General features: G+C 61.6%; 28 protein-coding genes. 13 read left to right on the forward strand and 15 right to left on the reverse strand.

The window, feature by feature from the left end; all coding sequences use genetic code 11:
- Positions 1-30 precede the first annotated feature (30 nt).
- Entirely contained in the window at positions 31-984 is a 954-nt protein-coding gene (rlmF, locus tag NMB38_RS17275; RefSeq protein WP_027913759.1) for a 23S rRNA (adenine(1618)-N(6))-methyltransferase RlmF, read from the forward strand.
- 50 nt (positions 985-1,034) lie between these two features.
- On the opposite strand, the gene NMB38_RS17280 is transcribed toward rlmF, so the two are convergent.
- Positions 1,035-1,316, reverse strand: a complete 282-nt coding sequence (locus tag NMB38_RS17280; protein ID WP_003255106.1) for an HU family DNA-binding protein — start codon at positions 1,314-1,316, stop codon at positions 1,035-1,037.
- A gap of 372 nt (positions 1,317-1,688) precedes the next feature.
- On the opposite strand from NMB38_RS17280, the gene yejK reads away from it, so the two are divergent.
- The gene (yejK, locus tag NMB38_RS17285; protein WP_128610216.1) at positions 1,689-2,696 is read left to right on the forward strand and encodes a nucleoid-associated protein YejK; all 1,008 of its coding nucleotides are present in this window, start codon (positions 1,689-1,691) and stop codon (positions 2,694-2,696) included.
- On the opposite strand, the gene NMB38_RS17290 is transcribed toward yejK, so the two are convergent.
- Complete coding sequence (locus NMB38_RS17290) at positions 2,677-2,994, reverse strand: GIY-YIG nuclease family protein (protein ID WP_027913757.1); 318 nt, start codon at positions 2,992-2,994, stop codon at positions 2,677-2,679. The genes yejK and NMB38_RS17290 overlap by 20 nt on opposite strands.
- A 54-nt stretch (positions 2,995-3,048) precedes the next feature.
- On the opposite strand from NMB38_RS17290, the gene NMB38_RS17295 reads away from it, so the two are divergent.
- Positions 3,049-3,921 carry a hypothetical protein gene (locus NMB38_RS17295; RefSeq protein WP_088523084.1) on the forward strand — a complete coding sequence of 291 codons (873 nt, stop codon included), beginning with the start codon at positions 3,049-3,051 and terminating at the stop codon, positions 3,919-3,921.
- Here NMB38_RS17295 and NMB38_RS17300 read toward each other — a convergent pair.
- The 12 genes from NMB38_RS17300 to NMB38_RS17355 form a co-directional block, all read right to left on the reverse strand.
- The gene (locus tag NMB38_RS17300; RefSeq protein ID WP_027913755.1) at positions 3,900-4,385 is read right to left on the reverse strand and encodes a nuclear transport factor 2 family protein; all 486 of its coding nucleotides are present in this window, start codon (positions 4,383-4,385) and stop codon (positions 3,900-3,902) included. The two genes, NMB38_RS17295 and NMB38_RS17300, sit on opposite strands and share 22 nt — an antisense overlap.
- 75 nt (positions 4,386-4,460) lie before the next feature.
- Positions 4,461-5,741 (reverse strand): CynX/NimT family MFS transporter, encoded by a 1,281-nt coding sequence (locus NMB38_RS17305; RefSeq protein ID WP_027913754.1) that lies wholly within the window; start codon positions 5,739-5,741, stop codon positions 4,461-4,463.
- Positions 5,742-5,864: 123 nt separating this feature from the next.
- On the reverse strand, positions 5,865-6,911 hold the full coding sequence (gene hisC / locus NMB38_RS17310; RefSeq protein WP_088523085.1) for a histidinol-phosphate transaminase: 1,047 nt from the start codon (positions 6,909-6,911) through the stop codon (positions 5,865-5,867).
- Positions 6,912-6,913: 2 nt separating this feature from the next.
- Positions 6,914-8,239, reverse strand: coding sequence for a histidinol dehydrogenase (gene hisD / locus NMB38_RS17315; protein WP_027913752.1), 1,326 nt, complete (start codon positions 8,237-8,239; stop codon positions 6,914-6,916).
- Between the two features lie 126 nt (positions 8,240-8,365).
- Complete coding sequence (gene hisG / locus NMB38_RS17320) at positions 8,366-9,001, reverse strand: ATP phosphoribosyltransferase (protein ID WP_023533364.1); 636 nt, start codon at positions 8,999-9,001, stop codon at positions 8,366-8,368.
- A 121-nt stretch (positions 9,002-9,122) separates the two neighbouring features.
- Complete coding sequence (gene murA / locus NMB38_RS17325) at positions 9,123-10,388, reverse strand: UDP-N-acetylglucosamine 1-carboxyvinyltransferase (protein WP_027913751.1); 1,266 nt, start codon at positions 10,386-10,388, stop codon at positions 9,123-9,125.
- Positions 10,389-10,411: 23 nt separating this feature from the next.
- Positions 10,412-10,651 carry a BolA family protein gene (locus tag NMB38_RS17330; protein WP_019471361.1) on the reverse strand — a complete coding sequence of 80 codons (240 nt, stop codon included), beginning with the start codon at positions 10,649-10,651 and terminating at the stop codon, positions 10,412-10,414.
- Positions 10,652-10,768: 117 nt separating this feature from the next.
- Positions 10,769-11,074: an STAS domain-containing protein gene (locus NMB38_RS17335; RefSeq protein ID WP_027913750.1), complete on the reverse strand. Its 306-nt coding sequence runs from the start codon at positions 11,072-11,074 to the stop codon at positions 10,769-10,771.
- Entirely contained in the window at positions 11,071-11,718 is a 648-nt protein-coding gene (locus tag NMB38_RS17340; RefSeq protein WP_345956371.1) for an MlaC/ttg2D family ABC transporter substrate-binding protein, read from the reverse strand. The genes NMB38_RS17335 and NMB38_RS17340 overlap by 4 nt, the downstream gene beginning before the upstream one ends.
- Before the next feature lie 9 nt (positions 11,719-11,727).
- Positions 11,728-12,213 carry an outer membrane lipid asymmetry maintenance protein MlaD gene (gene mlaD / locus NMB38_RS17345; RefSeq protein ID WP_027913748.1) on the reverse strand — a complete coding sequence of 162 codons (486 nt, stop codon included), beginning with the start codon at positions 12,211-12,213 and terminating at the stop codon, positions 11,728-11,730.
- Entirely contained in the window at positions 12,213-13,010 is a 798-nt protein-coding gene (mlaE, locus tag NMB38_RS17350) for a lipid asymmetry maintenance ABC transporter permease subunit MlaE (RefSeq protein ID WP_023533432.1), read from the reverse strand. The genes mlaD and mlaE overlap by 1 nt, the downstream gene beginning before the upstream one ends.
- Positions 13,010-13,819: an ATP-binding cassette domain-containing protein gene (locus tag NMB38_RS17355; RefSeq protein WP_345956372.1), complete on the reverse strand. Its 810-nt coding sequence runs from the start codon at positions 13,817-13,819 to the stop codon at positions 13,010-13,012. Before NMB38_RS17355 ends, mlaE begins: the two co-directional genes overlap by 1 nt.
- A gap of 247 nt (positions 13,820-14,066) precedes the next feature.
- Between NMB38_RS17355 and NMB38_RS17360 the strand changes: the two genes are divergently transcribed.
- The 10 genes from NMB38_RS17360 to NMB38_RS17405 all read left to right on the forward strand — a co-directional run bounded on the left by NMB38_RS17360 (position 14,067) and on the right by NMB38_RS17405 (position 21,080).
- Complete coding sequence (locus NMB38_RS17360) at positions 14,067-15,041, forward strand: KpsF/GutQ family sugar-phosphate isomerase (protein WP_027913746.1); 975 nt, start codon at positions 14,067-14,069, stop codon at positions 15,039-15,041.
- Positions 15,042-15,052: 11 nt separating this feature from the next.
- Positions 15,053-15,577 (forward strand): KdsC family phosphatase, encoded by a 525-nt coding sequence (locus NMB38_RS17365; RefSeq protein WP_027913745.1) that lies wholly within the window; start codon positions 15,053-15,055, stop codon positions 15,575-15,577.
- A gap of 8 nt (positions 15,578-15,585) precedes the next feature.
- Positions 15,586-16,158 (forward strand): LPS export ABC transporter periplasmic protein LptC, encoded by a 573-nt coding sequence (gene lptC / locus NMB38_RS17370; RefSeq protein ID WP_028687057.1) that lies wholly within the window; start codon positions 15,586-15,588, stop codon positions 16,156-16,158.
- Positions 16,145-16,669 carry a lipopolysaccharide transport periplasmic protein LptA gene (lptA, locus tag NMB38_RS17375; protein WP_023533341.1) on the forward strand — a complete coding sequence of 175 codons (525 nt, stop codon included), beginning with the start codon at positions 16,145-16,147 and terminating at the stop codon, positions 16,667-16,669. The genes lptC and lptA overlap by 14 nt, the downstream gene beginning before the upstream one ends.
- Positions 16,670-17,395, forward strand: a complete 726-nt coding sequence (gene lptB, locus NMB38_RS17380) for an LPS export ABC transporter ATP-binding protein (protein ID WP_027913743.1) — start codon at positions 16,670-16,672, stop codon at positions 17,393-17,395.
- 175 nt (positions 17,396-17,570) lie between these two features.
- A complete protein-coding gene (locus NMB38_RS17385; protein ID WP_490805936.1) occupies positions 17,571-19,064 on the forward strand; it encodes an RNA polymerase factor sigma-54 in 1,494 nt (497 codons plus the stop codon).
- Positions 19,065-19,145: 81 nt separating this feature from the next.
- On the forward strand, positions 19,146-19,454 hold the full coding sequence (hpf, locus tag NMB38_RS17390) for a ribosome hibernation-promoting factor, HPF/YfiA family (protein ID WP_003255135.1): 309 nt from the start codon (positions 19,146-19,148) through the stop codon (positions 19,452-19,454).
- Positions 19,455-19,466: 12 nt separating this feature from the next.
- Positions 19,467-19,931 (forward strand): PTS IIA-like nitrogen regulatory protein PtsN, encoded by a 465-nt coding sequence (ptsN, locus tag NMB38_RS17395; protein WP_027913742.1) that lies wholly within the window; start codon positions 19,467-19,469, stop codon positions 19,929-19,931.
- A 2-nt stretch (positions 19,932-19,933) separates the two neighbouring features.
- Positions 19,934-20,788, forward strand: a complete 855-nt coding sequence (gene rapZ / locus NMB38_RS17400) for an RNase adapter RapZ (protein WP_023533444.1) — start codon at positions 19,934-19,936, stop codon at positions 20,786-20,788.
- Between the two features lie 19 nt (positions 20,789-20,807).
- A complete protein-coding gene (locus tag NMB38_RS17405; protein ID WP_028687055.1) occupies positions 20,808-21,080 on the forward strand; it encodes an HPr family phosphocarrier protein in 273 nt (90 codons plus the stop codon).
- A gap of 86 nt (positions 21,081-21,166) precedes the next feature.
- Here NMB38_RS17405 and NMB38_RS17410 read toward each other — a convergent pair whose 3' ends face one another.
- Positions 21,167-22,054 carry a ZIP family metal transporter gene (locus tag NMB38_RS17410; RefSeq protein ID WP_088523087.1) on the reverse strand — a complete coding sequence of 296 codons (888 nt, stop codon included), beginning with the start codon at positions 22,052-22,054 and terminating at the stop codon, positions 21,167-21,169.
- Between the last annotated feature and the right edge of the window lie 8 nt (positions 22,055-22,062).

The following is a 22,062-nucleotide window of genomic DNA, read 5'->3' on the forward strand; positions in this document are numbered from 1 at the left end:
GGGCCAGCACCTGCAACACCGGACCCGAGCATGACCCAGAGCAAACCCACCCTGCACCCGCGTAACCGCCATCAAGGGCGCTACGATTTTCCCAGCCTGATCAAGGCACACCCTGATCTGGCGCGCTTCACCCTCACCAACCCCCATGGCAAACCCAGCATCGATTTCGCCAACCCCGAAGCGGTGCGAGTGTTCAACCGTGCCCTGCTCAAGGCCCAGTACGGGATCCAGCATTGGGACATCCCCGCCAACTACCTGTGCCCGCCGATTCCAGGTCGCGCCGACTACCTTCATGTGGCCGCCGATCTGTTGGCTGCCGATAACGCAGGCCAGCTCCTCAAAGGCGCTCAGGTGCGCGTGCTCGACATCGGCGTGGGTGCCAACTGCATCTACCCGCTGCTGGGCCATAGCGATTACCGCTGGCGCTTTCTGGGCTCGGACATCGATCCGGTAGCATTGGCGTCGGCCAAGGCGATCATTCAGGCCAATGGCTTGGACAAGGTCATCAACCTGCGCCAGCAGAGCAACCCTGCGCATATCCTCAGCGGCCTGCTCAAGGACGACGAGCGCTTCGACCTGACCCTGTGCAACCCGCCCTTCCATGCCTCACGCGAGGAAGCCACCCGTGGCAGCCAGCGCAAATGGAAGAACCTGGGCAAACAGGACCCCAAGCGCAAGCTGCCCGTGTTGAACTTCGGTGGCCAGAACAACGAACTGTGGTGCGAAGGCGGTGAAATCCGCTTCGTCACCCAACTGATCAACGAGAGCGCGCAATACGCCAGCCAGACACTGTGGTTCACCAGCCTGGTGTCGAAGGCCAGTAACCTGCCGGCACTGGAGGCAGCCTTGAAAAAGGCGGGGGCCGCGGCTGTGCGCGTTGTTGAAATGGGCCAAGGACAGAAACAAAGCCGCATGCTCGCCTGGAGCTTCCATGACGATGCTGCGCGCCAGGCATGGCGCGCCAAGCCCATTTCACAGGCATGAAAAAACCGCGCTCGGGTAACCCGGGCGCGGTCAGGTCACTGCATCGACAATTACTTGTTGATGGCGTCGGTCAGCACTTTGGCCGGTACGAACTTGACGACTTTCTTGGCAGCGATTTCGATGGCAGCGCCAGTCGAAGGGTTGCGGCCGGTACGGGCAGGACGCTCGGAGACTTTCAGCTTGCCGATGCCTGGCAGGGTGATTTCAGCGCCGTTTTCCAGTTGGTCGGCAACGATCTGGCCCAGTTGCTCCAGAGCGTTCTTGGCGGTGGCTTTAGGCGCTGCGATCGATTCGGCGATGTCGGCAATCAGTTGGTCTTTGGTCAATGCCATGGTGGTGTTCCTTCCCTATCAAATTCGATGGTTATGCAGCGAACGACGACGTTATCGGGCCAGCCCCGACGAGATTGGAGGGCCGCGCCAATTGGGTATGTAGATACGCAAATCAGCGTTTGGTTCGACACGCCGAGCGCGTACTGCAGCAATGCGCCACAACAGGGGCGCAAGACGGCGCAAAACTACCACAGCAGCGGATAAATATCCGCTGCCACCCCTGATTTAATGCAGGTTTTCAGGCCTTGATGATGAAAAGACCGCAGATTTGAGTAAAAAACCGCCAACCTGCGATTCTGCTTCGATCCGCCCACTGAATCACCCAGCGTCTGAGGTAAACTTCAGTGCTTTTGTACCTGTCCGAGACTCCCCATGCCAATCCGACATTGCATCGTTCACCTGATCGACAAAAAGCCCGATGGCAGCCCTGCCGTATTGCACGCACGTGACGCCGAGCTGGCGGCCTCGGACGCCATCGAGAACCTGCTAGCCGACCTCAATGACAGCTACAACGCCAAACAAGGCAAGGCTTGGGGGTTCTTCCACAGCGAGTCCGGCGCTTATCCGCTCAGTGGCTGGCTGAAACAGTACCTAGAGCAGGAGCAGGATTTCACCGCCTTCAGCCGGCAGGCTGTGGAGCATCTGCAAAAGCTGATGGAAGAGTCCAATCTGTCCACCGGCGGGCACGTTCTGCTCGCGCATTACCAGCAAGGCATGACCGAATACCTGGCCATCGCATTGCTGCACCACAGCGAAGGCGTTGCCGTGAACGCCGAGCTCGATGTCATGCCTTCGCGGCACCTGGACCTGGGTCAGTTGCACCTGGCAGCACGCATCAATCTTTCGGAATGGAAGAACAACCAGAACTCCAAGCAGTACATCTCGTTCATCAAAGGCAAGAACGGCAAGAAAGTCTCGGATTACTTCCGTGACTTCATCGGTTGCCAGGAAGGTGTGGACGGGCCGGGCGAGACGCGCACGCTGCTCAAGGCGTTCAGTGACTTCGTGGAAAGCGAGGACCTGCCTGAGGCCTCTGCCCGCGAAAAGACCCAGACGCTGGTGGACTACGCCACCACGCAGACCAAGTTGGGCGAACCGGTGACGCTTGAAGAACTGTCCAGCCTGATCGATGAGGATCGGCCCAAGGCGTTTTACGACCATATCCGCAACAAGGACTACGGGTTGTCACCGGAGATTCCTGCCGATAAGCGCACCCTCAACCAGTTCCGTCGCTTCACCGGCCGTGCCGAAGGGCTGTCGATCAGTTTCGAGGCGCACCTGCTGGGCGACAAGGTGGAGTACGACGAAGCTGCTGGCACCTTGATCATCAAAGGTTTGCCCACGACGCTCGTGGATCAGCTCAAGCGTCGCAAAGACTGACCGCACGGCATGCAGGTTCGGCGTTGTAGGAGGACACCAGTGCCTCTTTCGCCGACTTGCGCAGGCGCTTGACCAGCCTTTCCTGGCGCAAGGCTTCGCTTTTGTCTGGCCACCGCTCCATGTAGACCAGGGCCTGGGCTGGGCTGCTTTTGAAAAAGCGTGCCCCCTGGCCTTTGCGGTGCGCCTCGAAGCGCCGCCGCGGGTCATCGCTGATGCCACAGTAGAGCGCGCCATTGGCCGCCCTGACCAGGTACACATACCATGGTTTGATTACCTGATCCGGTACTCTTTCACTCACCACAACGGTTGTATCCATCATTAACTTCATGAGCCCACTCGACGAGGGCTCATCATGCTCCATTTGCAGATTCGTTCACTGCTGGCCACTGCGGTACTCGCTGCAACTGCCAGCGCACAGGCTTCGATTGGCGCCCAGACCGCCGCCCGCATGCAGGAAAACTATAACGCCACCCCCACCCAGTGCGAGGGCAATGCCGTGCCGGCCCATGCCTGCTCCGGCGTCTTGCTGAGGTCCACGGTTCCATCTCCGTACTATCACACCTGGCATCATAGCCAGAACAGCAAGGACAAAGGTGGTGTTTCGTTTTCCTACCTGCGCAGTGACTTGCCGACCACTGGCCTGGCCGCCGATGGTCGCAGTGGCTTCACCTTGTATCCGCTGATACAGCGACCCGCTGGATCCCTGCGCTATGAAATGCTCTGCGCATGGCCCACCGACGGCGACACCTGGGAACGTGACAACCGCGGGTGCGGCGACAATCGACAGACACCCGAACGTGAAACGGCTTGCCATGAGCAAGGCGTGCACACGGCCGAAGACTGGATCGCACGCTTCAGGCTGACCGGCGACTACAAGCGTCAATGCGCCTTCGACATACGCCGGGCGCGCATACCGGAACGCGCGGAAGCCTTCCACCAGACCCTGCGCACGCAACGGTTGTTTGCTGACGAACTGCCCTTTGTCTGGAACGAGATAGTCATCGGCGCTTGGGATGAAGCCCGCGCGGGCGAGCTGCCCATCCAGTCATTCTTTTACATCGACGGGGAGTCCGGTGCCCTGGAGCAGGCCCAGGCAGATCAGAAGGACTGGCACCGCACCCATGGCGGCTTCATACCCGTCATCAAGGTACGGCTACCCTGGCAGGCCGGCGAGCGTGCCACGTTCACCTATCACGACCGTGATCAGGCCGTTGCCGCCCCTTGAGCGTGCTGGTACGCCCGCAAGCCCTTGAATGCCTGGTGGCGTACTTTGGCCTGTAGCCAAGGTGTCCAGCCCAGCAGTAGCCCTGGCGCACCCAGGGCCTGGCGGGACCAGGCCCACAGGTCGAAGTCGTCTTGATGCCGGTGTATCAGCCCATCGCGGATCTCGAAGCGTGCCTGGATGGTGTTGACCACGTCTCGTCCGGTCTGGGCGAAGACGTAAGTGGCAGTCCATTGCGCCGAACCACCGCGCTCATCGGCACACACGTTGTCGTAGCGCAGGGAGAAATCCTTGGCGCGCCGGGTCAGCATTCGCCACATGTCGCCGGCGTCCCTGCCACGCAGCGTGCCGAAGACCGGATCACTGAACACCACGTCATCGCTGTAACAGGCGACCATGGCCTGGGCATCAAGCCGCTGGAAGGCCTGGTAGAAACGGGTTATCAACTCGCGGTTGGCATCGCTCATCAAAGGGCCTTCCCTTAGGTTAAAACCGCACGATAATCCGCGTCGCGGGGTTACGCCAGTACCACCGTGAAACCATCAGACCTTCTCGCTGGTGACCTGCACATGCAACGCGCGCCCTGCCCCCAGGCCAAACACAATGGCCCCTGCACCGAGCACCGCAAACACCCAACCCAAAGCACTCCAGCCTCCGGTCAGGTCATGCACCAGGCCCACGGCGAACGGACCCATCGACGCCAGCGTATAGCCAACGCCCTGAGCCATGCTGGAGAGGTTTGCCGCCACATGCGCATCCCTTGAGCGCAGCACGATCAAGGTCAGTGCCAGGGCAAACGTGCCACCCTGGCCCAGGCCCAGCAGCACTGCCCAGCCCCACAGCCCCGACAAGGGTGCGTAAAGGCAGCCGAACAGTCCGCAAAGGGTCACCAGCATGACCACCACGATCGCCAGGCGCTGATCACGTCCACGGGTGGCCAACCAGGGTGCCGCAAGCGAGCTGAACAGTTGCATGATCACCGACCCCGACAGCACCAGGCCCGCCTGGGTTGGGCTAAGGCCGCGGCCAATCAGGATAGAGGGCAGCCAGCCGAAGACAATGTAGGCGAGCGAGGACTGCAGGCCCATGTACAGGGTGACCTGCCATGCCAGCGGATCACGCCAAAGGCCACGCACGCGATAGGCGACCTTGTGCACGCCATGACCGTTGCGCGCCTGTGGCAGCCATACCAGCATGGCCAGCACGGCTGGTAGCATCCAGAACCCCAGTGCCGGGGCCCAGTTGTCGCCCAAGGCGTGCGCCAGCGGCACGGTCGCCCCCGCCGCCATCGCCGCCCCCAGGCACAGCGCCATGGTATAGACGCCGGTCAGCGTGCCGGCATGCTGTGGAAAGTCGCGCTTGACGATACCCGGTAGCAGTACACCGATGATGCCGATACTGGCACCGGCCAGCAGGCTGCCCAGAAACAGACCCGTCGTGCCCAGGACACTGCGCAGGACGATGCCCACCGCCAAGGTCCCCAGAATGCCCAGCACCACCCGTTCGCTGCCCAGGCGGCGCGCCAGCATGGGCGCGAGCGGCGCGAACAGGCCCAGGCACAGCACCGGCAATGTCGTCAGCAGGCCTGCCTGCGCTGCGCTGAGCCCCAGCCCGTCAGAGACCTGCCCCAGCACCGGCGCCATGCTCGACAACGCAGGGCGCAGGTTCAAGGCCACCAGTATCAGGCCGAGCAACAGCAGCCAGGGTTTGTGCCTGACCGGCGGCTGGCTCTGCACCTGCTCGTCGTCCGCCTCGGCGTCGATGAGCAACGGATCGCTGTCATGATCCACTGCTGGGGTTTTGGGCATTCTGGATTCAGGCATTGGTAACTCGTGTCAGAGGGCGAGCAAGATCAGGTGCGTCGCCTGGGCCGCACCCGTGGTTGGATAACCTCGAAACAAAGACGCACGCCATGAGCCTTGCGGGACATGGCGAACGCAGCGACGTCACGCCAGGGCGTCGAGCAACGCCTGATTCATTTCAGGGGTGCCAATGGTGATGCGCAGGAACTGATCGATACGCGCCTGCTTGAAGTGACGCACGATGACCCCTTGCTCGCGCAACTGCGCCGCGAGGGCGGCGGCATCGTGTCGAGGATGGCGGGCAAAGACGAAGTTGGCTGCCGATGGCAGCACCTCGAAGCCACGCACTTGCAACTCGGCCACCAACGCTTCGCGGCTGTCGATCACTTTCTGGCAGGTCTGCTGGAAATACGCTCGATCGGCGAATGCCGCTGCTGCACCGACGATGGCGGCGCGGTCCAGTGGGTAGGAGTTGAAGCTGTTCTTGATCCGCTCCAGTGCCTCGATCAGGTCCGGATGACCTACGGCCAAGCCCACCCGCAGGCCGGCCAGGGAGCGCGATTTCGACAGGGTCTGGGTTACCAGCAGGTTGTCGTAACGGTCTACCAGGCTGATCGCCGTCTGACCGCCGAAATCGATGTAGGCCTCATCGACGACCACCACCGAATCCGGGTTCTGCTGCAAGAGTTGCTCGATGGCCTGCAACGGCATCAGGCAGCCAGTCGGCGCATTGGGGTTGGGGAAAATGATACCGGCGTTGGGCTTGCGGTAGTCCTCGACACGAATCTGGAACTGCTCGTCCAGGGGCACCTGCTCATAGGCAATGCCGTACAGCCCGCAATACACCGGATAGAAGCTGTAGCTGATGTCTGGAAACAGCAGAGGCGCATCGTGCTGGAACAGGCCATGGAAGATGTGCGCCAGCACCTCGTCCGAGCCGTTGCCGACGAATACCTGGGCAGCGGTGATGCCGTAGTAGTCCGCGACCGCTTGCTTCAGGTGATCGCCATTGGGATCAGGGTACAGGCGCAGGCTCTCGTTGATTTCACCGCGCATGGCTTCGAGCGCCTTGGGCGACGGGCCATAGGGGTTCTCATTGGTGTTCAGCTTGACCAGGCGGGCAAGCTTGGGCTGTTCACCAGGAACATAGGGCACTAGCGCCTTGACGAAAGGGCTCCAGAATCGACTCATGCTCAGTTCCCCTTCTCGGTAGTCAGAATGCGGTATTCGGCACTGCGCGCGTGGGCGGTCAGCGACTCGCCGCGGGCCAGCACGGAGGCCGTGCGCCCCAGTTCGGAAGCGCCCTGCTCCGAACAGAAGATGATCGATGAACGCTTCTGGAAGTCATAGACCCCGAGCGGGGACGAGAAGCGTGCAGTGCCAGAGGTGGGCAGTACATGGTTCGGACCCGCGCAGTAGTCACCCAGTGCCTCGCTGGTGTGACGCCCCATGAAAATGGCGCCAGCGTGACGGATGTGCGGCAACCACGCCTGTGGATCTGCCACTGACAACTCGAGGTGCTCGGGCGCGATACGGTTGGCCACCTCGATGGCCTGCTGCATGTCGCGCACCTGGATCAATGCCCCACGCCCATTGACCGACTTTTCGATGATGTCGGCCCGCTCCATGGTCGGCAGCAACTTGTCGATGCTTTTCGCGACACGGTCGAGGAATGCAGCGTCCGGGCTCACCAGGATGGCCTGGGCGTCCTCGTCGTGCTCGGCCTGGGAGAACAGGTCCATGGCGATCCAGTCTGGATCGGTCTGGCCGTCACACACCACGAGGATCTCGGAGGGGCCGGCGATCATGTCGATCCCGACCTGCCCGAACACATGGCGCTTGGCCGTGGCGACATAGATGTTGCCCGGGCCGACGATCTTGTCGACCTTGGGCACGCTGGCAGTGCCATAGGCCAGAGCAGCCACGGCCTGGGCGCCACCGACGGTGAACACGCGATCGACACCGGCGATACAGGCCGCGGCCAGCACCAGTTCGTTGACCTCGCCACGCGGTGTAGGCACCACCATGACCACCTCGCCCACACCCGCCACCTTCGCGGGAATGGCGTTCATCAGCACGGATGAGGGGTAGGACGCCTTGCCGCCAGGCACGTACAACCCGGCGCGATCCAGCGGGGTGACCTTCTGGCCCAGCACGGTGCCATCGGCTTCGGTGTACTGCCAGGAGTCCTGTTTTTGCCGCTCGTGGTAAAGACGCACGCGCTCGGCGGCTTTTTCAAGGGCCGCACGCTGGGTGTCAGTGATGCGGGTCAGTGCGAGCTCGAGCCGCTGACGATCGAGGATCAAGTCCTGGATCGAGTCGGCTTGCAGGCCATCGAAGCGCTGGGTGAACTCCACCAGGGCGTCGTCGCCGCGCTCGCGCACAGCCTTGATGATGTCGAGCACGCGCTGGTTGACCGCCTCATCGGACACACTCTCCCAGCTCAGCAGATGATCCAGATGTCGGGCGAAGTCCGGGTCAGCAGCGTTGAGACGGGCAATTGCAGTGGACACGGTCATGGCGAGGGCCTCGGTTGATGACGAATGCTCAGGCGCCCTAGGCTACCAGTCCATCCGCGCGGGCACCTGAGAAAAGTGGCTATGACGCGGATAGACGGGCGCGACAGCGAAGGTCGCGCGCAGAAGTCAGCCGCGGTGTCGCGATTCGACCGCTTTACGCAGGGTGTCGATCAGGCTCTGGATGCGGGCGTGCTGCATTTTCATGGAGGCCTTGTTGACCACCAGGCGGGAGCTGATGTCGGCGATCATCTCCTGGGGTTCCAGGCCGTTGGCACGCAAGGTGTTACCGGTATCGACCACGTCGATGATCTTGTCGGCCAGGTTGATCAGCGGCGCCAGCTCCATGGAGCCGTACAGCTTGATGATGTCGACCTGACGGCCTTGCTCGGCATAGTAACGTTTGGCCACGTTGACGAACTTGGTGGCCACCCGCAGACGCCCCTTGGGCTCTGGCGCACCAACCACCCCGGCGGTCATCAGCTTGCAGCGGGCAATCTGCAGGTCCAGCGGTTCGTAGAGACCTTGGCCGCCATACTCCATCAACACGTCCTTGCCAGCCACGCCCAGGTCGGCGGCGCCATGCTCGACATAGGTCGGCACGTCGGTGGCACGCACGATCAGCAAGCGCACGTCGTCCTGCGTGGTGGGAATGATCAGCTTGCGGCTCTTGTCCGGGTTCTCGGTGGGTACGATACCGGCTTCGGCCAGCAACGGCAGGGTATCGTCGAGAATACGGCCTTTGGAAAGCGCGATGGTCAGCATTGGAACGTCAGTCCTTAAGCGGCTACTGCTGGCCAGGTCAACGACCTGGCGGCATTCAATTCATGAGGCACAGGCAGGGCAAGCGAGGCTGCACGCTTCCCTGCACTGCGCCAACGGGCTCCTAGCCCGGCACGCGACGGATCTTCGCGCCCAGCATCTGCAGTTTTTCCTCGATGCATTCGTAACCACGGTCGATGTGGTAGATGCGGTCGATCAGGGTGTCCCCTTCGGCTACCAGGGCCGACAGTACCAGACTGGCCGAGGCGCGCAAGTCGGTGGCCATGACCGGGGCGCCCTTGAGCGCATTGACGCCAGTGACGATGGCCGTGTTGCCCTCGACCTGGATCTGCGCGCCCATGCGGTGCATTTCATACACGTGCATGAAGCGGTTTTCGAAGATCGTCTCGATGACGGCGCCAGTGCCTTCAGCGATGGCGTTGAGCGAGATGAACTGCGCCTGCATGTCGGTCGGGAAGGCAGGATAGGGCGCGGTGCGCAGGTTGACGGCCTTGGGCCGCTTGCCGTGCATGTCCAGCTCGATCCAGTCGGTACCGGTGCTGATGTCGGCACCGGCTTCCTTGAGTTTTTCCAGCACCGCTTCAAGGATGGTCGGATCGGTGTCCTTGACCTTGACGCGGCCACCGGTCACGGCAGCGGCGACCAGGTAGGTACCGGTCTCGATACGGTCGGGCATGACCCGGTAGTTGGCCGAACCCAAACGCTCCACGCCATCGATGGTGATGGTGTCGGTGCCTGCGCCTTGCACGTTACCGCCCATGGCATTGATGAAGTTGGCCAGGTCGACCACTTCAGGCTCGCGCGCGGCGTTCTGCAACACGCTGCGACCCTTGGCCAGGGCTGCGGCCATCATGATGTTCTCGGTACCGGTCACGCTGACGGTATCGAAGAAGAAGTGCGCGCCGCGCAGCCCGCCTTCGGGCGCCTTGGCCTTGATGTAGCCGGCCTCGACTTCGATCGTTGCGCCCATGGCTTCCAGGCCGCGGATGTGCAGGTCGACCGGGCGTGAGCCAATGGCGCAACCGCCGGGCAACGCCACTTCGGCTTCACCGAAGCGGGCAACCATGGGGCCGAGCACCAGGATGGAGGCACGCATGGTCTTGACCAGCTCATACGGCGCTACCAGGGTCTTGATGCTGCGCGGGTCGATTTCCACCGCCAGCTTTTCGTCGATCACAGGCTCGATGCCCATGCGCCCGAACAGCTCGATCATGGTGGTGATGTCGTGCAGGTGCGGCAGGTTGCCTACGGTGACCGGGCCATCGGCCAGCAAGGTGGCGGCCAGGATTGGCAGGGCGGCGTTTTTCGCACCCGAAATGCGGATCTCGCCGTCAAGACGCGCGCCACCAGTGATAATCAGTTTGTCCATTTGGAATCTCGCCGCCTTGTGGCTCAGGTGCGCTCAGCCCAAGCTGCGCTGCTGAAAAATTTCATGGTTACCGCATGGATGCTGCCATTGGCGATCCATGGATTGAGGTGGGCGTAGATCGCCTGCTGACGCTTGACCGGGCTAAGGCCAGCCAGCTCGTCGCTGATCACGTTCAACTGGAAGTTGCAGCCTTCGCCTTCAACTTCGACCCGGGAACCCGGCAATTTTTCTTCAAGGAAGCTTTTAACTTCTAGGGCCTGCATGCTCAACCTCAATCGGCGCCCGATGCGCACGGGTCGGCCATCATACAAAAAAGCCCCTCGCCTGCGAAGCCCAACGAGGGAGTTCACTGACCGAGGGGCGATTCTACCGCCAGCGTTTCAGCTCGCCAGCACCTCGTCGAGGTCATAAACCTGGGCGATGTCACGCATGTCATCAGGCAGGCCCTGCACCTGGCAACGCTTGCCAGCGGCCTGAGCATCGCGCATGAAAGCCAGCAACAGCGACAGGCCCACGCTTGTGGAATGCTCGACGGCCGTGCAGTCGATGATCAGCTGCGCATCACCGCTGGCCTTGATCAGCGCCTGGCCCTGCTTGCGCAGCGCAGGGCCACTGCGGTAGTCCAGCACGCCAGCCAGGCGCAGTACGCCAGGCTCGTTCATGCTTGCGGTGGCGGCCGGGCTCATTTGACAGCCTTCTCCGGGGAGCTGTCGGCGCTCTGCTTGGCCTTGGCCACTTCGCCGGCCCAGCCGTCGATGGTCTTGTCCAGGTTGTTGCCATTGCGCTGCATGGCATCGGCGAACTGATCACGGAACAGCTTGCCGATGTTGATGCCGTTGACAATCACATTGCGCACCTTCCACTCGCCAGCGATGTTCTCCAACGTGTACTGCACCGGGTACACCGCACCGTTGTTACCGGTGACCTTCATGCCAACACTGGCACGCTTGCCATCATCGGCCTTGGCCGGGTCGACCACGATTCCTTCGTTGTTGTACTCAAGCAGGGCATTGCCGTAGAACTGCAGCAGGCTGCGCTTGAAGTTTTCCTGGAAGCGCTGCATCTGCTCGGGCGTGGCCTTGCGCGAATACTTGACGGTCATGATGCTCCTGGAGATACCGTCGGCATCGACCACCGGGCCGAGAATCCGATTGAGCGACTCGTAGAACGCATTGGGGTTGGCCTTGTACTGCTGCTTGTTGGCCTTCAGGTCACCCAGCAACTCGTTGGTGGTGCTCTGGATCACATCGTGGGGCGATTGTGCCGCCACGGCCAGCAAGGGGAAAGCCGCCAGCAGAACCAGCAGGCCACGTCGCAGAATCGATATCATGGAAACTCCTCAGTTGTCCGGTTGCGCGTCTCTGGGTTCCTTGCCAACGGAGTTGAGCAGGAACTTGCCAATCAGGTCTTCGAGTACCAGCGACGATTGGGTATCGTGAATGGTCGCACCCTCCTTGAGCACCTCTTCCTCACCGCCCACGCTGATGCCAATGTATTTCTCGCCAAGCAGCCCGGCAGTCAGGATCGACGCCGTGGAGTCGGTCGGCAGGTTATCCACCGACTTGTCCAGTTGCAGCGTCACCCGACCGGTGTACGAATCACGGTCCAGGTCGATGGCGGTGACCTTGCCGATGGTGACGCCGGCCATGGTCACCTTCGCTCTGACAGTCAAACCGGCGATATTGTCGAAGTAGGCATAAACTTTGTACGTATCGGTGGCGGGGCTGGCCGACAGGCCACTGACGCGCAGGGCCAGCATCAGCAACGCCAGAATGCCGGCCAGGAGGAACAGGCCGACACCGATTTCCAGGGTGCGGTTTTGCATCAGAAATCTCCAAACATCAAAGCGGTCAGAATAAAGTCCAGACCCAGTACAGCCAGCGAGGCATAGACCACGGTCTTGGTAGTGGCACGGCTGATCCCTTCGGAAGTGGGCTCGCAGTCATACCCTTGGAACACGGCAATCCAGGTGGTGACGAAGGCGAACACCAGGCTCTTGATCAACCCGTTGAGCACATCGTCGGTAAAGGAGACACTGTTCTGCATGTTGGCCCAGAAAGACCCTTCATAGACGCCCAGCCAGTCGACCGCCACCCACGAGCCACCCCAGATCCCCACCACGCTGAAGATCAGCGCCAGCAACGGCAATGAGATGAACCCTGCCCAAAGGCGCGGCGCAACGATGTATTTGAGGGGGTCTACGCCGATCATCTCGAGGCTGGAAAGCTGCTCGGTGGACTTCATGTTGCCGATCTCGGCCGTCAGGGCGGAACCGGCTCGCCCCGCGAACAGCAAGGCGGTCACCACCGGGCCCAGTTCGCGCAGCAGGGTCAGGGCAACCATCTGCCCCACCGCCTGCTCGGAGCCGTACTTGGTGAGGATGCTGTAGCCCTGCAGGGCCAGCACCATGCCGATGAACATGCCCGAGACCACCACGATGGCCAGGGACAGCACACCCACCGAATACAGCTGGCGAGTGAGCAGTTGGAAGCCGCCGCCGATGCCGCCGCGCCCAACCAGGGCATGGAACAGGAACAAGCAGGACCGCCCTAGCACCGCCAGCACGTCAATGGACGAGCGCCCCAGCAGGCGCACACGCTCAAGAATGGATTTCTGACGCATCAGCGCGCCCCCAACAGGTCGGCGCGGTAATCGGGCGCGGGGAAATGGAACGGCACGGGGCCATCGGGATCGCCTTTCATGAACTGGCGAATGCGCGGGTTATCGGAACCCATCAATTCGTCCGGCGTACCTTGCCCCAGCACCTGGCCATCTCCGACTACATAGATGTAGTCGGCGATGCTGGCAGTTTCTGCCAGGTCATGGGACACCACGATGCTGGTAATGCCCAGGGCATCGTTGAGCAGGCGAATCAAGCGCACCAGCACCCCCATGGCGATCGGGTCCTGGCCCACGAAGGGCTCGTCGTACATGAGGATCTGCGGGTCCAGGGCGATGGCCCGGGCCAGGGCCACGCGCCGCTTCATGCCGCCGGACAATTCGTCCGGCATCAGGTCGATGGCGCCGCGCAAGCCCACCGCCTGCAGCTTCATCAGCACGATGTCGCGAATCATCTCGTCCGGCAGTTGTGTGTGCACGCGCAGGGGGAACGCCACGTTTTCGAAGACATCGAGGTCGGTGAAAAGGGCACCACTCTGGAACAGTACGCCCATCTGCTTGCGTGCATCGAACAGGTCACTGCGCGAAAGCGCCGGCAGGTTCTGCCCGGCCACCCACACTTCCCCACTTGCAGGGCGCAGTTGCGCACCCATCAGACGAAGCAATGTGGTCTTGCCGCAACCCGATGGCCCCATGATGCCGGTGACCTTGCCGCGTGGGATACGGATGTCGACATTGTTGAAAATGCTGCGTGAACCGCGTTTGAAGGTAACCCCCTTCAACTCGACCGCGCAGGCTCTATCCACACTCATCTAGACTCCTTGCTAGTGCAGCCCTGTCCTAGTGGACGTCAGCCTTCATCGGGAAGGCACACGCCCCGGGCCAGGCCGAATAGCCGCGAACTATAACACCGCTCTGAACGCCGCCCCAAGGCCGTACCGCCCGCTGTTCAGCTAGTCGACAGCGTTTGGGGATATTGCCTACGACAATCGAAAGCGTGAGGGTTTCAATCATTACCGCTATAATCGCCGCCTTTTTATCAGACACTGCTTTTTCGACATGAGCCAATCCAGCGAGCTGATCCAATCCGCCCAACGCACCCTGCGCCTGGAACTCGAGGCCGTCACGGCCCTGATCGAGCGTATCGGCGACGACTTCGTCAAGGCCTGCGAGCTGATCCTGGCCAGCAAAGGCCGTGTCGTGGTGGTCGGCATGGGCAAGTCCGGGCATATCGGCAACAAGATCGCCGCCACCCTGGCCAGTACCGGCACACCGGCCTTCTTCGTGCACCCGGCCGAAGCCAGCCATGGCGACATGGGCATGATCACCCGCGACGACGTGATTCTCGCGCTGTCGAACTCTGGCAGTACTGCCGAAATCATCACCCTCTTGCCACTGATCAAGCGCCTGGGCATCAAGCTGGTGAGCCTGACCGGCAACCCGGCCTCGTCCCTGGCCCAGGCCGCCGACGTCAATCTCGACGCCAGCGTCGCCCAGGAAGCCTGCCCGTTGAACCTGGCGCCCACATCCTCCACCACCGCCTCCCTGGTGCTGGGGGATGCCCTTGCCATCGCCCTGCTCGAAGCACGCGGGTTCACCGCCGAGGATTTTGCCTTCTCCCACCCCGGCGGTGCGCTGGGGCGCAGGTTGCTGCTCAAGGTCGAGAACGTGATGCACGCCGGCGACGACCTGCCCAAGGTGACGCGCGGCACACTGCTCAAGGACGCCCTGCTTGAAATGTCCCGCAAAGGCCTGGGCATGACCGTGATCATCGAAGACGATGGCACGCTGGCCGGCGTCTTCACCGACGGCGACCTGCGCCGCAGCCTGGACCGCAACATCGATGTGCGCACCGCCTTGATCGAGGAGGTGATGACGGTACACGGCAAGACCGCCCGGGCCGAAATGCTGGCCGCTGAAGCGTTGAAAATCATGGAAGACAACAAGATTGGCGCACTGGTGGTGGTGGACGCCCACGACCGCCCCACCGGCGCCCTGAACATGCACGATCTGCTGCGCGCTGGCGTACTGTGAGGAGCTCCACGATGAATCAGGATCTGATGCAACGCGCCAAGGCCATCAAGCTGGCGGTCTTCGACGTCGATGGTGTACTCACCGACGGGCGTCTCTATTTTCTTGAAGACGGCAGCGAGTTCAAGACCTTCAATACCCTCGACGGGCACGGCATCAAGATGCTGATGGCGTCTGGCGTTACGACCGCGATCATCAGCGGGCGCAAGACACCGGTCGTCGAGCGCAGGGCGAAGAACCTCGGTATCGCGCATCTGTATCAGGGGCGCGAAGACAAACTCGTGGTGCTCGACGGCCTGCTCGCCGAGCTGGGCCTGAGCTATGATCAGGTGGCTTACCTTGGCGATGACCTGCCGGACTTGCCGGTCATTCGGCGCGTAGCTCTGGGCATGGCCGTCGCCAACGCGGCGCCGTTCGTGCGCGAGCACGCTCACGGCGTGACCCAGGCCCGCGGCGGCGAAGGCGCCGCACGTGAATTCTGCGAACTCATCATGCAGGCCCAGGGCACCCTGGATGCTGCCAACGCCAACTACCTGTAAGGTTGCCCATGTTCAGCAAGAAAGCCAGAAACATCGTGCTGCTCGGGGCCATTGCGGCCCTGCTGGTGGCCGTCGGCTACTGGAACGTCAGCCCGGAGAGCTTCCTGGAGAAGCCAGTCGCCCAGGTCGACGAGAGCGCCATCGACTACTACGCCATCAACGCCCACAGCGTCCAGTTCCTGCCCGACGGCAGGCTCCAGTACGAAATGACCGCCGACAAAGTCGAACATCTCAAGGCCAGCGAGGTCACGATGTTGACCACGCCGGACTTGCACCTGTACCGCGGCACGGCGTTTCCGTGGCATGTACAAAGCACCCGCGCCGAGGTCAACCCCGACGGCAGCGAGGTCGAGTTGATCGACAATGTGCGGGTTGCCCGCACTGACGAACAGAAGCGTGAGACCATCATCACCAGCTCGCGCATGACCGTGTTCCCGCAGAAGCAATATGCGCAGACCGAGCAAGCCGTTAGAATCGACGGCGCCGGTGGAACGACCACGGGCAAAGGAATGAAAGCGTACCTGAAAGAAGGCAGGATGGACCTGCTCTCTAACGTAAGAGGACAGTATGAGGCTCGTTAAAACCCTCCCCCTTTTGCTCAGCCTGAGCGCAGCACTGGGAAGCGCGAGCGCCCTCGCCCTGCCGAACGACCGTGACCAGCCGATTCGCATCCAGGCCGACAATGCGCACCTGGACGACAAGAAAGGCGTGGCCACCTATACCGGTGACGTGATCATCACCCAGGGCTCTATGATGATCAAAGGCAACACCGTAACCATCACTCGCACGAACGGTGGCGACATCGACGTGGTGACCTCGGTGGGCAACCTGGCCTATTTCGAGCAGCAACAAAGCGCGTCCAAGGCGGACAAGATGAAAGGCTGGGGCGTTACCATCCAGTACCAGGCTCAGAAAGACCTGGTGGTGCTCACCGACCGAGCCAAGGTGGAAAACGAAGGCAACACCACCGAAGGCGAGAAAATCGTCTACAACACCCAGACACAAGTGGCCACTGCCGGTCGGGGTGGCAACGTAACCACGCCACGTCAGCGTATCGACATGGTGATCCAGCCCAAGAAGAAGGCCGAGTAAATGGCAACCCTCAAAGCCCAGCACCTGGCCAAGAGCTACAAGGGCCGCCAGGTCGTGCGAGACGTCAGCCTGTCGATCGACAGCGGTCAGATCGTCGGCCTGCTCGGCCCCAATGGCGCCGGCAAGACTACGTGCTTCTACATGATCGTTGGCCTGGTTCAGGCCGATCAGGGGCGCGTGCTGATCGACAGCCTCGATGTCAGCCACCAGCCCATGCACGGTCGCGCCCGGGCCGGTATCGGCTATCTACCGCAGGAAGCGTCGATCTTCCGCAAGTTGTCGGTGGCCGACAACATCAAGGCGATCCTGGAAACCCGCAAGGATCTTGATCGCGAGGGCCAGCGCCAGGAGCTCGAAAGCCTGCTTCAGGAATTCCACATCAGCCACATTCGCGACAACCTGGGCATGAGCCTGTCCGGCGGCGAGCGGCGGCGTGTCGAGATTGCCCGGGCATTGGCAACCTCTCCAAAATTCATCTTGCTCGACGAGCCCTTCGCAGGCGTGGACCCCATTTCGGTCGGTGATATCAAGCAGATCATTCATCACCTCAAAGCCAAGGGCATCGGTGTGCTGATCACGGACCACAACGTGCGTGAAACGCTGGATATCTGTGAAACGGCCTACATCGTCAACGACGGCCGCCTGATCGCCGAGGGCGATGCCCAGACCATCCTGGCCAATGACCTGGTGAAAGAAGTTTACCTGGGGCACGAGTTCAGGCTTTGATCACGACGCGCGCCTTGGGCACGAACAAAGACGCCCCCAAGTCGGGCCAAGTTGTTACAGTGCTCTAGGCAAACGCTACAATTTAAGGCATAAATCTTGCTTGAAATGGCGCCCCGGCGCCCTCGTGTAGTGGAAGGCGCATGTGCGCCGGCGAACAAGGTACAAAGCATCTGCCATGAAACCATCGCTCGTCCTAAAAATGGGCCAGCAACTGACGATGACACCGCAGTTGCAACAGGCCATCCGCCTGCTCCAGCTTTCCACCCTGGACCTTCAGCAGGAAATCCAGGAAGCCCTGGAGTCCAATCCGATGCTCGAGCGCCAGGAAGACGGCGACGACTTCGATAACACCGACCCCATGGCGGACAACGCCGAGAACAAACCGACCAGCGACGTCCAGGACAACAGCTTCCAGGAAACCACTGCCAGCGCCGAAAACCTCGAAGACGGCGAGTGGAACGAACGCATCCCCAACGAGCTTCCTGTCGACACCGCCTGGGAAGATATCTACCAGACCAGTGCCAGCAGCCTGCCAAGCAATGACGACGACGAGTGGGATTTCACCACCCGCACTTCGGCTGGCGAGAGCCTGCAAAGCCATCTGCTGTGGCAGTTGAACCTGGCGCCGATGTCCGACACCGACCGGCTCATTGCAGTCACCTTGATCGACAGCATCAACAATCAGGGCTATCTGGAAGACAGTCTGGAAGAGATTTGTGCAGGGTTCGACCCTGAGCTCGACATCGAGCTGGATGAAGTCGAGGCAGTGCTGCATCGTATCCAGCAATTCGAACCTGCTGGTGTCGGCGCCCGCACGCTGGGCGAATGCCTGTTGCTGCAACTGCGCCAGCTGCCGGCCAGCACCCCGTGGATGACCGAGGCCATGCGCCTGGTCAGCGACTTCATCGACCTGCTGGGAAGCCGCGACTACAGCCAGCTCATGCGCCGCATGAAACTCAAGGAAGATGAGCTGCGCCAGGTCATCGAACTGGTGCAGAGCCTCAACCCTCGCCCAGGGTCGCAGATCGAGTCCAGTGAGCCCGAGTACGTGGTGCCGGATGTGATCGTGCGCAAGGACAGCGAGCGGTGGCTGGTGGAACTGAACCAGGAGGCGGTGCCACGCCTGCGCGTTAACGCGCAATACGCCGGGTTCGTACGCCGCGCCGACACCAGTGCCGACAACACCTTCATGCGCAACCAGTTGCAGGAAGCCCGCTGGTTCATCAAGAGCCTGCAAAGCCGCAACGAGACCTTGATGAAGGTGGCTACGCAGATCGTTGAGCACCAGCGCGGCTTCCTGGACCACGGCGACGAGGCGATGAAGCCGCTGGTGCTGCACGACATCGCAGAAGCTGTGGGCATGCACGAGTCGACCATTTCCCGGGTCACCACCCAGAAGTACATGCACACCCCCCGCGGCATCTACGAGCTGAAATACTTTTTCTCGAGCCACGTCAGCACCTCCGAAGGCGGGGAATGCTCGTCCACGGCGATCCGCGCGATCATCAAGAAACTGGTTGCGGCGGAAAATCAGAAAAAGCCATTGAGTGACAGCAGGATCGCTGGTTTACTGGAGGCACAAGGCATCCAGGTCGCCCGTCGCACTGTCGCCAAGTACCGCGAGTCCCTGGGTATCGCACCCTCGAGCGAGCGCAAGCGATTGATGTAGCCCCTGAGATGTGCCACCGCGTTTGTGTGGCAGGTGCAACACCTGCCTCTTTGATGCACGGGCAACAAAAGGAGAAGCTGTATGCAAGTCAATATCAGTGGACAGCATGTAGAAGTCACCCAACCCTTGCGTGATTACGTGCTCGAAAAGCTCGCCCGCGTGGAGAGTCACTTCGACAAGATCACTAACGTGCAGGTCATCATGAAAGTCGAGAAGCTGCAGCAGAAGGTCGAAGCGACCTTGCAGATTCCTGGCGGTGAAGTGGTAGCCAACGCCGAACACGAAGACATGTATGCAGCCATCGACGCCTTGGCCGACAAGCTCGACCGCCAACTGAAAAAACACAAGGAAAAACAGCAAAGCCTGCTGCAAGGTGCAGCAGCCCGCTGATCCCCCTCATCCATGATCCGACTTGAAACCATCCTGACCCCCGGCCGTTCCCTCGTGAACGTGCCGGGCGGCAGCAAGAAGCGCGCCCTGGAAAAGGTCGCCACCCTGATTGCCGATCAAGTACCTGAACTTGAGATGCAAGACGTCTTCGAAAAACTGGTGGCCCGCGAAAAGCTGGGCTCCACTGGTTTCGGCAATGGCATCGCCATCCCCCATTGCCGCCTCGAAGGGTGCTCCTCACCGGTCAGCGCCCTTCTGCACCTTGACGCCCCCATCGATTATGACGCGATCGATGGCGCGCCCGTGGACCTGCTTTTCGTTCTGCTGGTTCCGGTTGCGGCCACCGATGCTCATCTGGAACTGCTGCGCCAGATAGCCAGCATGCTCGATCGCAAGGACGTTCGTGATCGCCTGCGTGCAGCCCAGAGCAGCGAGGCCTTGTTCCAGGTCGTCCTGGACGTACAGAACGAGCATTGAACATGCGCTTGATCATCGTCAGTGGCCGGTCCGGCTCCGGTAAGAGCACGGCCCTCGATGTCCTCGAAGACAACGGTTTCTACTGCATCGACAATTTGCCCGCCGGGCTGCTGCCGCAGTTGGCGGAAAGCGCGCTGCTCAACACCGAATTGCCGCAGCCCAAGGTTGCCGTATCGATTGACGCACGCAACCTGCCAAGCCACTTGTCGCGCTTTCCCGAACTGCTCGAACAAGCGCGTGCTCGTCACATCCAGTGCGACGTGCTGTACCTCGATGCCGACGAAGACACGCTGCTCAAGCGTTTTTCCGAAACCCGCCGACGCCACCCGTTGACCAATGCCGATCGCTCACTGGCCGAGGCGATTCGCGTCGAACGGGATTTGCTGGGGCCGATAGCTGACCTGGCCGATCTCAAGATCGACACCACCCGCCTGAATCTCTATCAGCTGCGTGACTCGATCAAGCTGCGCTTGTTGGACAAGCCAGAACCGGGTACGGCTTTTCTGGTGGAGTCATTCGGCTTCAAGCGGGGCATGCCGGTCGATGCCGATCTGGTGTTCGACGTGCGCTGCCTGCCCAACCCTTACTGGAAGCCAGAACTGCGCGAGCATTCCGGCCTTGAACAACCCGTCATCGACTACCTCGCGGCTCAGCCGGACGTCGAAGAGATGTTCACCGATATTTCCAGCTACCTGCTCAAGTGGCTGCCACGGTTCGCCGCCAGCAACCGTGCCTATGTCACCATCGCCATCGGATGCACTGGCGGCCATCATCGCTCGGTGTACCTCACCGAACGGCTGGGCCAGTTGCTCCAGCAATCTTTGAAAAACGTCCAGGTTCGCCACCGCGACCTCTAGCCCAAGGATCCGCCAGCTCATGCCCGCCCGCGAAATCACCATCATCAACAAACTGGGTCTGCATGCCCGGGCGGCAGCCAAATTCGTCGGGGTTGCCGGTCGCTTTCCCTGCCAGGTCAAGGTAGGTCGTGCCCCGGACAAGCTGGTCGATGGCAAGAGCATCATGGGGGTCATGATGCTGGCGGCGGGCAAAGGCACTCAGGTCTACCTGCACACCGAAGGCGAGCAGGACAGTGAAGCCATGCAGGCACTGGTCGAGTTGATCAACAACTATTTCGACGAGGGGGAGTAAGCCCTCGGCACGACCAGCAGGCGTTTCACATCGGCCGTCGCCAAGCGTGACGCCCTCCTCCTCACGCCCGCAGTCTGGCGGGCGCTTCAGGACATCGCGGTATCCATCACCATCATCAGGCAGAAACCGATGCACAGCCCCAGGCTGGCCAGGCGGTGATTACCGTGGCTGCGTGATTCGGGGATGATTTCCTGGGTCACGACCAGCAGCATCGCCCCTGCAGCGCAGGCGAGGCCCAGGGGCAACAGCAGTTGCGCCACATTCACCAGCCAGGCGCAGATAACGGCTGCCACGGGCTCCACCAGACCGGAGACGGCGCCGATGAGAAAGGCCTTGAAGCGCGACATGCCAGCCCCGGCGAGCACCAGCGCAATGACCAGCCCCTCCGGTACATCCTGCAAGGCGATGCCCATTGCCAGGCTGTCGGCAGCTGCCATGCCCCCGCCTGCAGACACGCCTATGGCCATGCCCTCTGGAATGTTGTGGGCGATGATGGCGAACACGAACAGCCATACGCGCGAAGCGATGACCGGCTCGTCAGGGGTCAGCCCTGAGGACGAGCCTGGCGAGAGTTTCAGGTCCACCAGGTAAAGGCACAACGCGCCTGCCAGCAGGCCCGCGCTGATGAGGCCGCCGGCTCCCCATGCACCAAAACCAATGGCCTGAGCGGCCTCCAACCCAGGCACTATCAGCGAGAAGGCCGTGGCCGCCAACATGACGCCAGCACCAAAGCCCAACAGTGTATCGGCCAATGCCACGGGCATGGTGCGGATAACCAGTACCGGCACCGCACCCAGGGCCGTCCCCAACGCGCACAGCGCGCCGCCCTCAAGTGCGCGCAACATACGTGGGTCCAGGTCGAGCCAGGCAAATGCGCGCGCCACCAGCAGCGCGGTACCCGCCAGCAGCAACAGGGTTCCAAGCGCCAGCCTGAACAGGCGCACGCTGCTGACGGACATGACTTCGGCGCGCATACCTGCCT

It is taken from the genome of Pseudomonas sp. FBCC-B35, assembly GCF_059133755.1.

What these genes read in the sequence shown, in the direction of transcription:
- lptC (WP_028687057.1), top strand. Translation starts at nt 15,586, where the DNA reads ATGTTCAGCAAGAAAGCCAGAAACATCGTGCTGCTCGGGGCCATTGCG.
- NMB38_RS17330 (WP_019471361.1), bottom strand. Translation starts at nt 10,651, where the DNA reads ATGCAGGCCCTAGAAGTTAAAAGCTTCCTTGAAGAAAAATTGCCGGGT.
- mlaD (WP_027913748.1), bottom strand. Translation starts at nt 12,213, where the DNA reads ATGCAAAACCGCACCCTGGAAATCGGTGTCGGCCTGTTCCTCCTGGCC.
- NMB38_RS17405 (WP_028687055.1), top strand. Translation starts at nt 20,808, where the DNA reads ATGCCCGCCCGCGAAATCACCATCATCAACAAACTGGGTCTGCATGCC.
- NMB38_RS17365 (WP_027913745.1), top strand. Translation starts at nt 15,053, where the DNA reads ATGAATCAGGATCTGATGCAACGCGCCAAGGCCATCAAGCTGGCGGTC.
- lptB (WP_027913743.1), top strand. Translation starts at nt 16,670, where the DNA reads ATGGCAACCCTCAAAGCCCAGCACCTGGCCAAGAGCTACAAGGGCCGC.
- hisG (WP_023533364.1), bottom strand. Translation starts at nt 9,001, where the DNA reads ATGCTGACCATCGCGCTTTCCAAAGGCCGTATTCTCGACGATACCCTG.
- rlmF (WP_027913759.1), top strand. Translation starts at nt 31, where the DNA reads ATGACCCAGAGCAAACCCACCCTGCACCCGCGTAACCGCCATCAAGGG.
- NMB38_RS17300 (WP_027913755.1), bottom strand. Translation starts at nt 4,385, where the DNA reads ATGAGCGATGCCAACCGCGAGTTGATAACCCGTTTCTACCAGGCCTTC.
- NMB38_RS17295 (WP_088523084.1), top strand. Translation starts at nt 3,049, where the DNA reads ATGCTCCATTTGCAGATTCGTTCACTGCTGGCCACTGCGGTACTCGCT.
- hisC (WP_088523085.1), bottom strand. Translation starts at nt 6,911, where the DNA reads ATGAGTCGATTCTGGAGCCCTTTCGTCAAGGCGCTAGTGCCCTATGTT.
- NMB38_RS17280 (WP_003255106.1), bottom strand. Translation starts at nt 1,316, where the DNA reads ATGGCATTGACCAAAGACCAACTGATTGCCGACATCGCCGAATCGATC.
- NMB38_RS17340 (WP_345956371.1), bottom strand. Translation starts at nt 11,718, where the DNA reads ATGATATCGATTCTGCGACGTGGCCTGCTGGTTCTGCTGGCGGCTTTC.
- hisD (WP_027913752.1), bottom strand. Translation starts at nt 8,239, where the DNA reads ATGACCGTGTCCACTGCAATTGCCCGTCTCAACGCTGCTGACCCGGAC.
- lptA (WP_023533341.1), top strand. Translation starts at nt 16,145, where the DNA reads ATGAGGCTCGTTAAAACCCTCCCCCTTTTGCTCAGCCTGAGCGCAGCA.
- hpf (WP_003255135.1), top strand. Translation starts at nt 19,146, where the DNA reads ATGCAAGTCAATATCAGTGGACAGCATGTAGAAGTCACCCAACCCTTG.
- ptsN (WP_027913742.1), top strand. Translation starts at nt 19,467, where the DNA reads ATGATCCGACTTGAAACCATCCTGACCCCCGGCCGTTCCCTCGTGAAC.
- NMB38_RS17410 (WP_088523087.1), bottom strand. Translation starts at nt 22,054, where the DNA reads ATGCGCGCCGAAGTCATGTCCGTCAGCAGCGTGCGCCTGTTCAGGCTG.
- NMB38_RS17385 (WP_490805936.1), top strand. Translation starts at nt 17,571, where the DNA reads ATGAAACCATCGCTCGTCCTAAAAATGGGCCAGCAACTGACGATGACA.
- NMB38_RS17355 (WP_345956372.1), bottom strand. Translation starts at nt 13,819, where the DNA reads ATGAGTGTGGATAGAGCCTGCGCGGTCGAGTTGAAGGGGGTTACCTTC.
- yejK (WP_128610216.1), top strand. Translation starts at nt 1,689, where the DNA reads ATGCCAATCCGACATTGCATCGTTCACCTGATCGACAAAAAGCCCGAT.
- mlaE (WP_023533432.1), bottom strand. Translation starts at nt 13,010, where the DNA reads ATGCGTCAGAAATCCATTCTTGAGCGTGTGCGCCTGCTGGGGCGCTCG.
- murA (WP_027913751.1), bottom strand. Translation starts at nt 10,388, where the DNA reads ATGGACAAACTGATTATCACTGGTGGCGCGCGTCTTGACGGCGAGATC.
- NMB38_RS17360 (WP_027913746.1), top strand. Translation starts at nt 14,067, where the DNA reads ATGAGCCAATCCAGCGAGCTGATCCAATCCGCCCAACGCACCCTGCGC.
- NMB38_RS17335 (WP_027913750.1), bottom strand. Translation starts at nt 11,074, where the DNA reads ATGAGCCCGGCCGCCACCGCAAGCATGAACGAGCCTGGCGTACTGCGC.
- rapZ (WP_023533444.1), top strand. Translation starts at nt 19,934, where the DNA reads ATGCGCTTGATCATCGTCAGTGGCCGGTCCGGCTCCGGTAAGAGCACG.
- NMB38_RS17305 (WP_027913754.1), bottom strand. Translation starts at nt 5,741, where the DNA reads ATGCCTGAATCCAGAATGCCCAAAACCCCAGCAGTGGATCATGACAGC.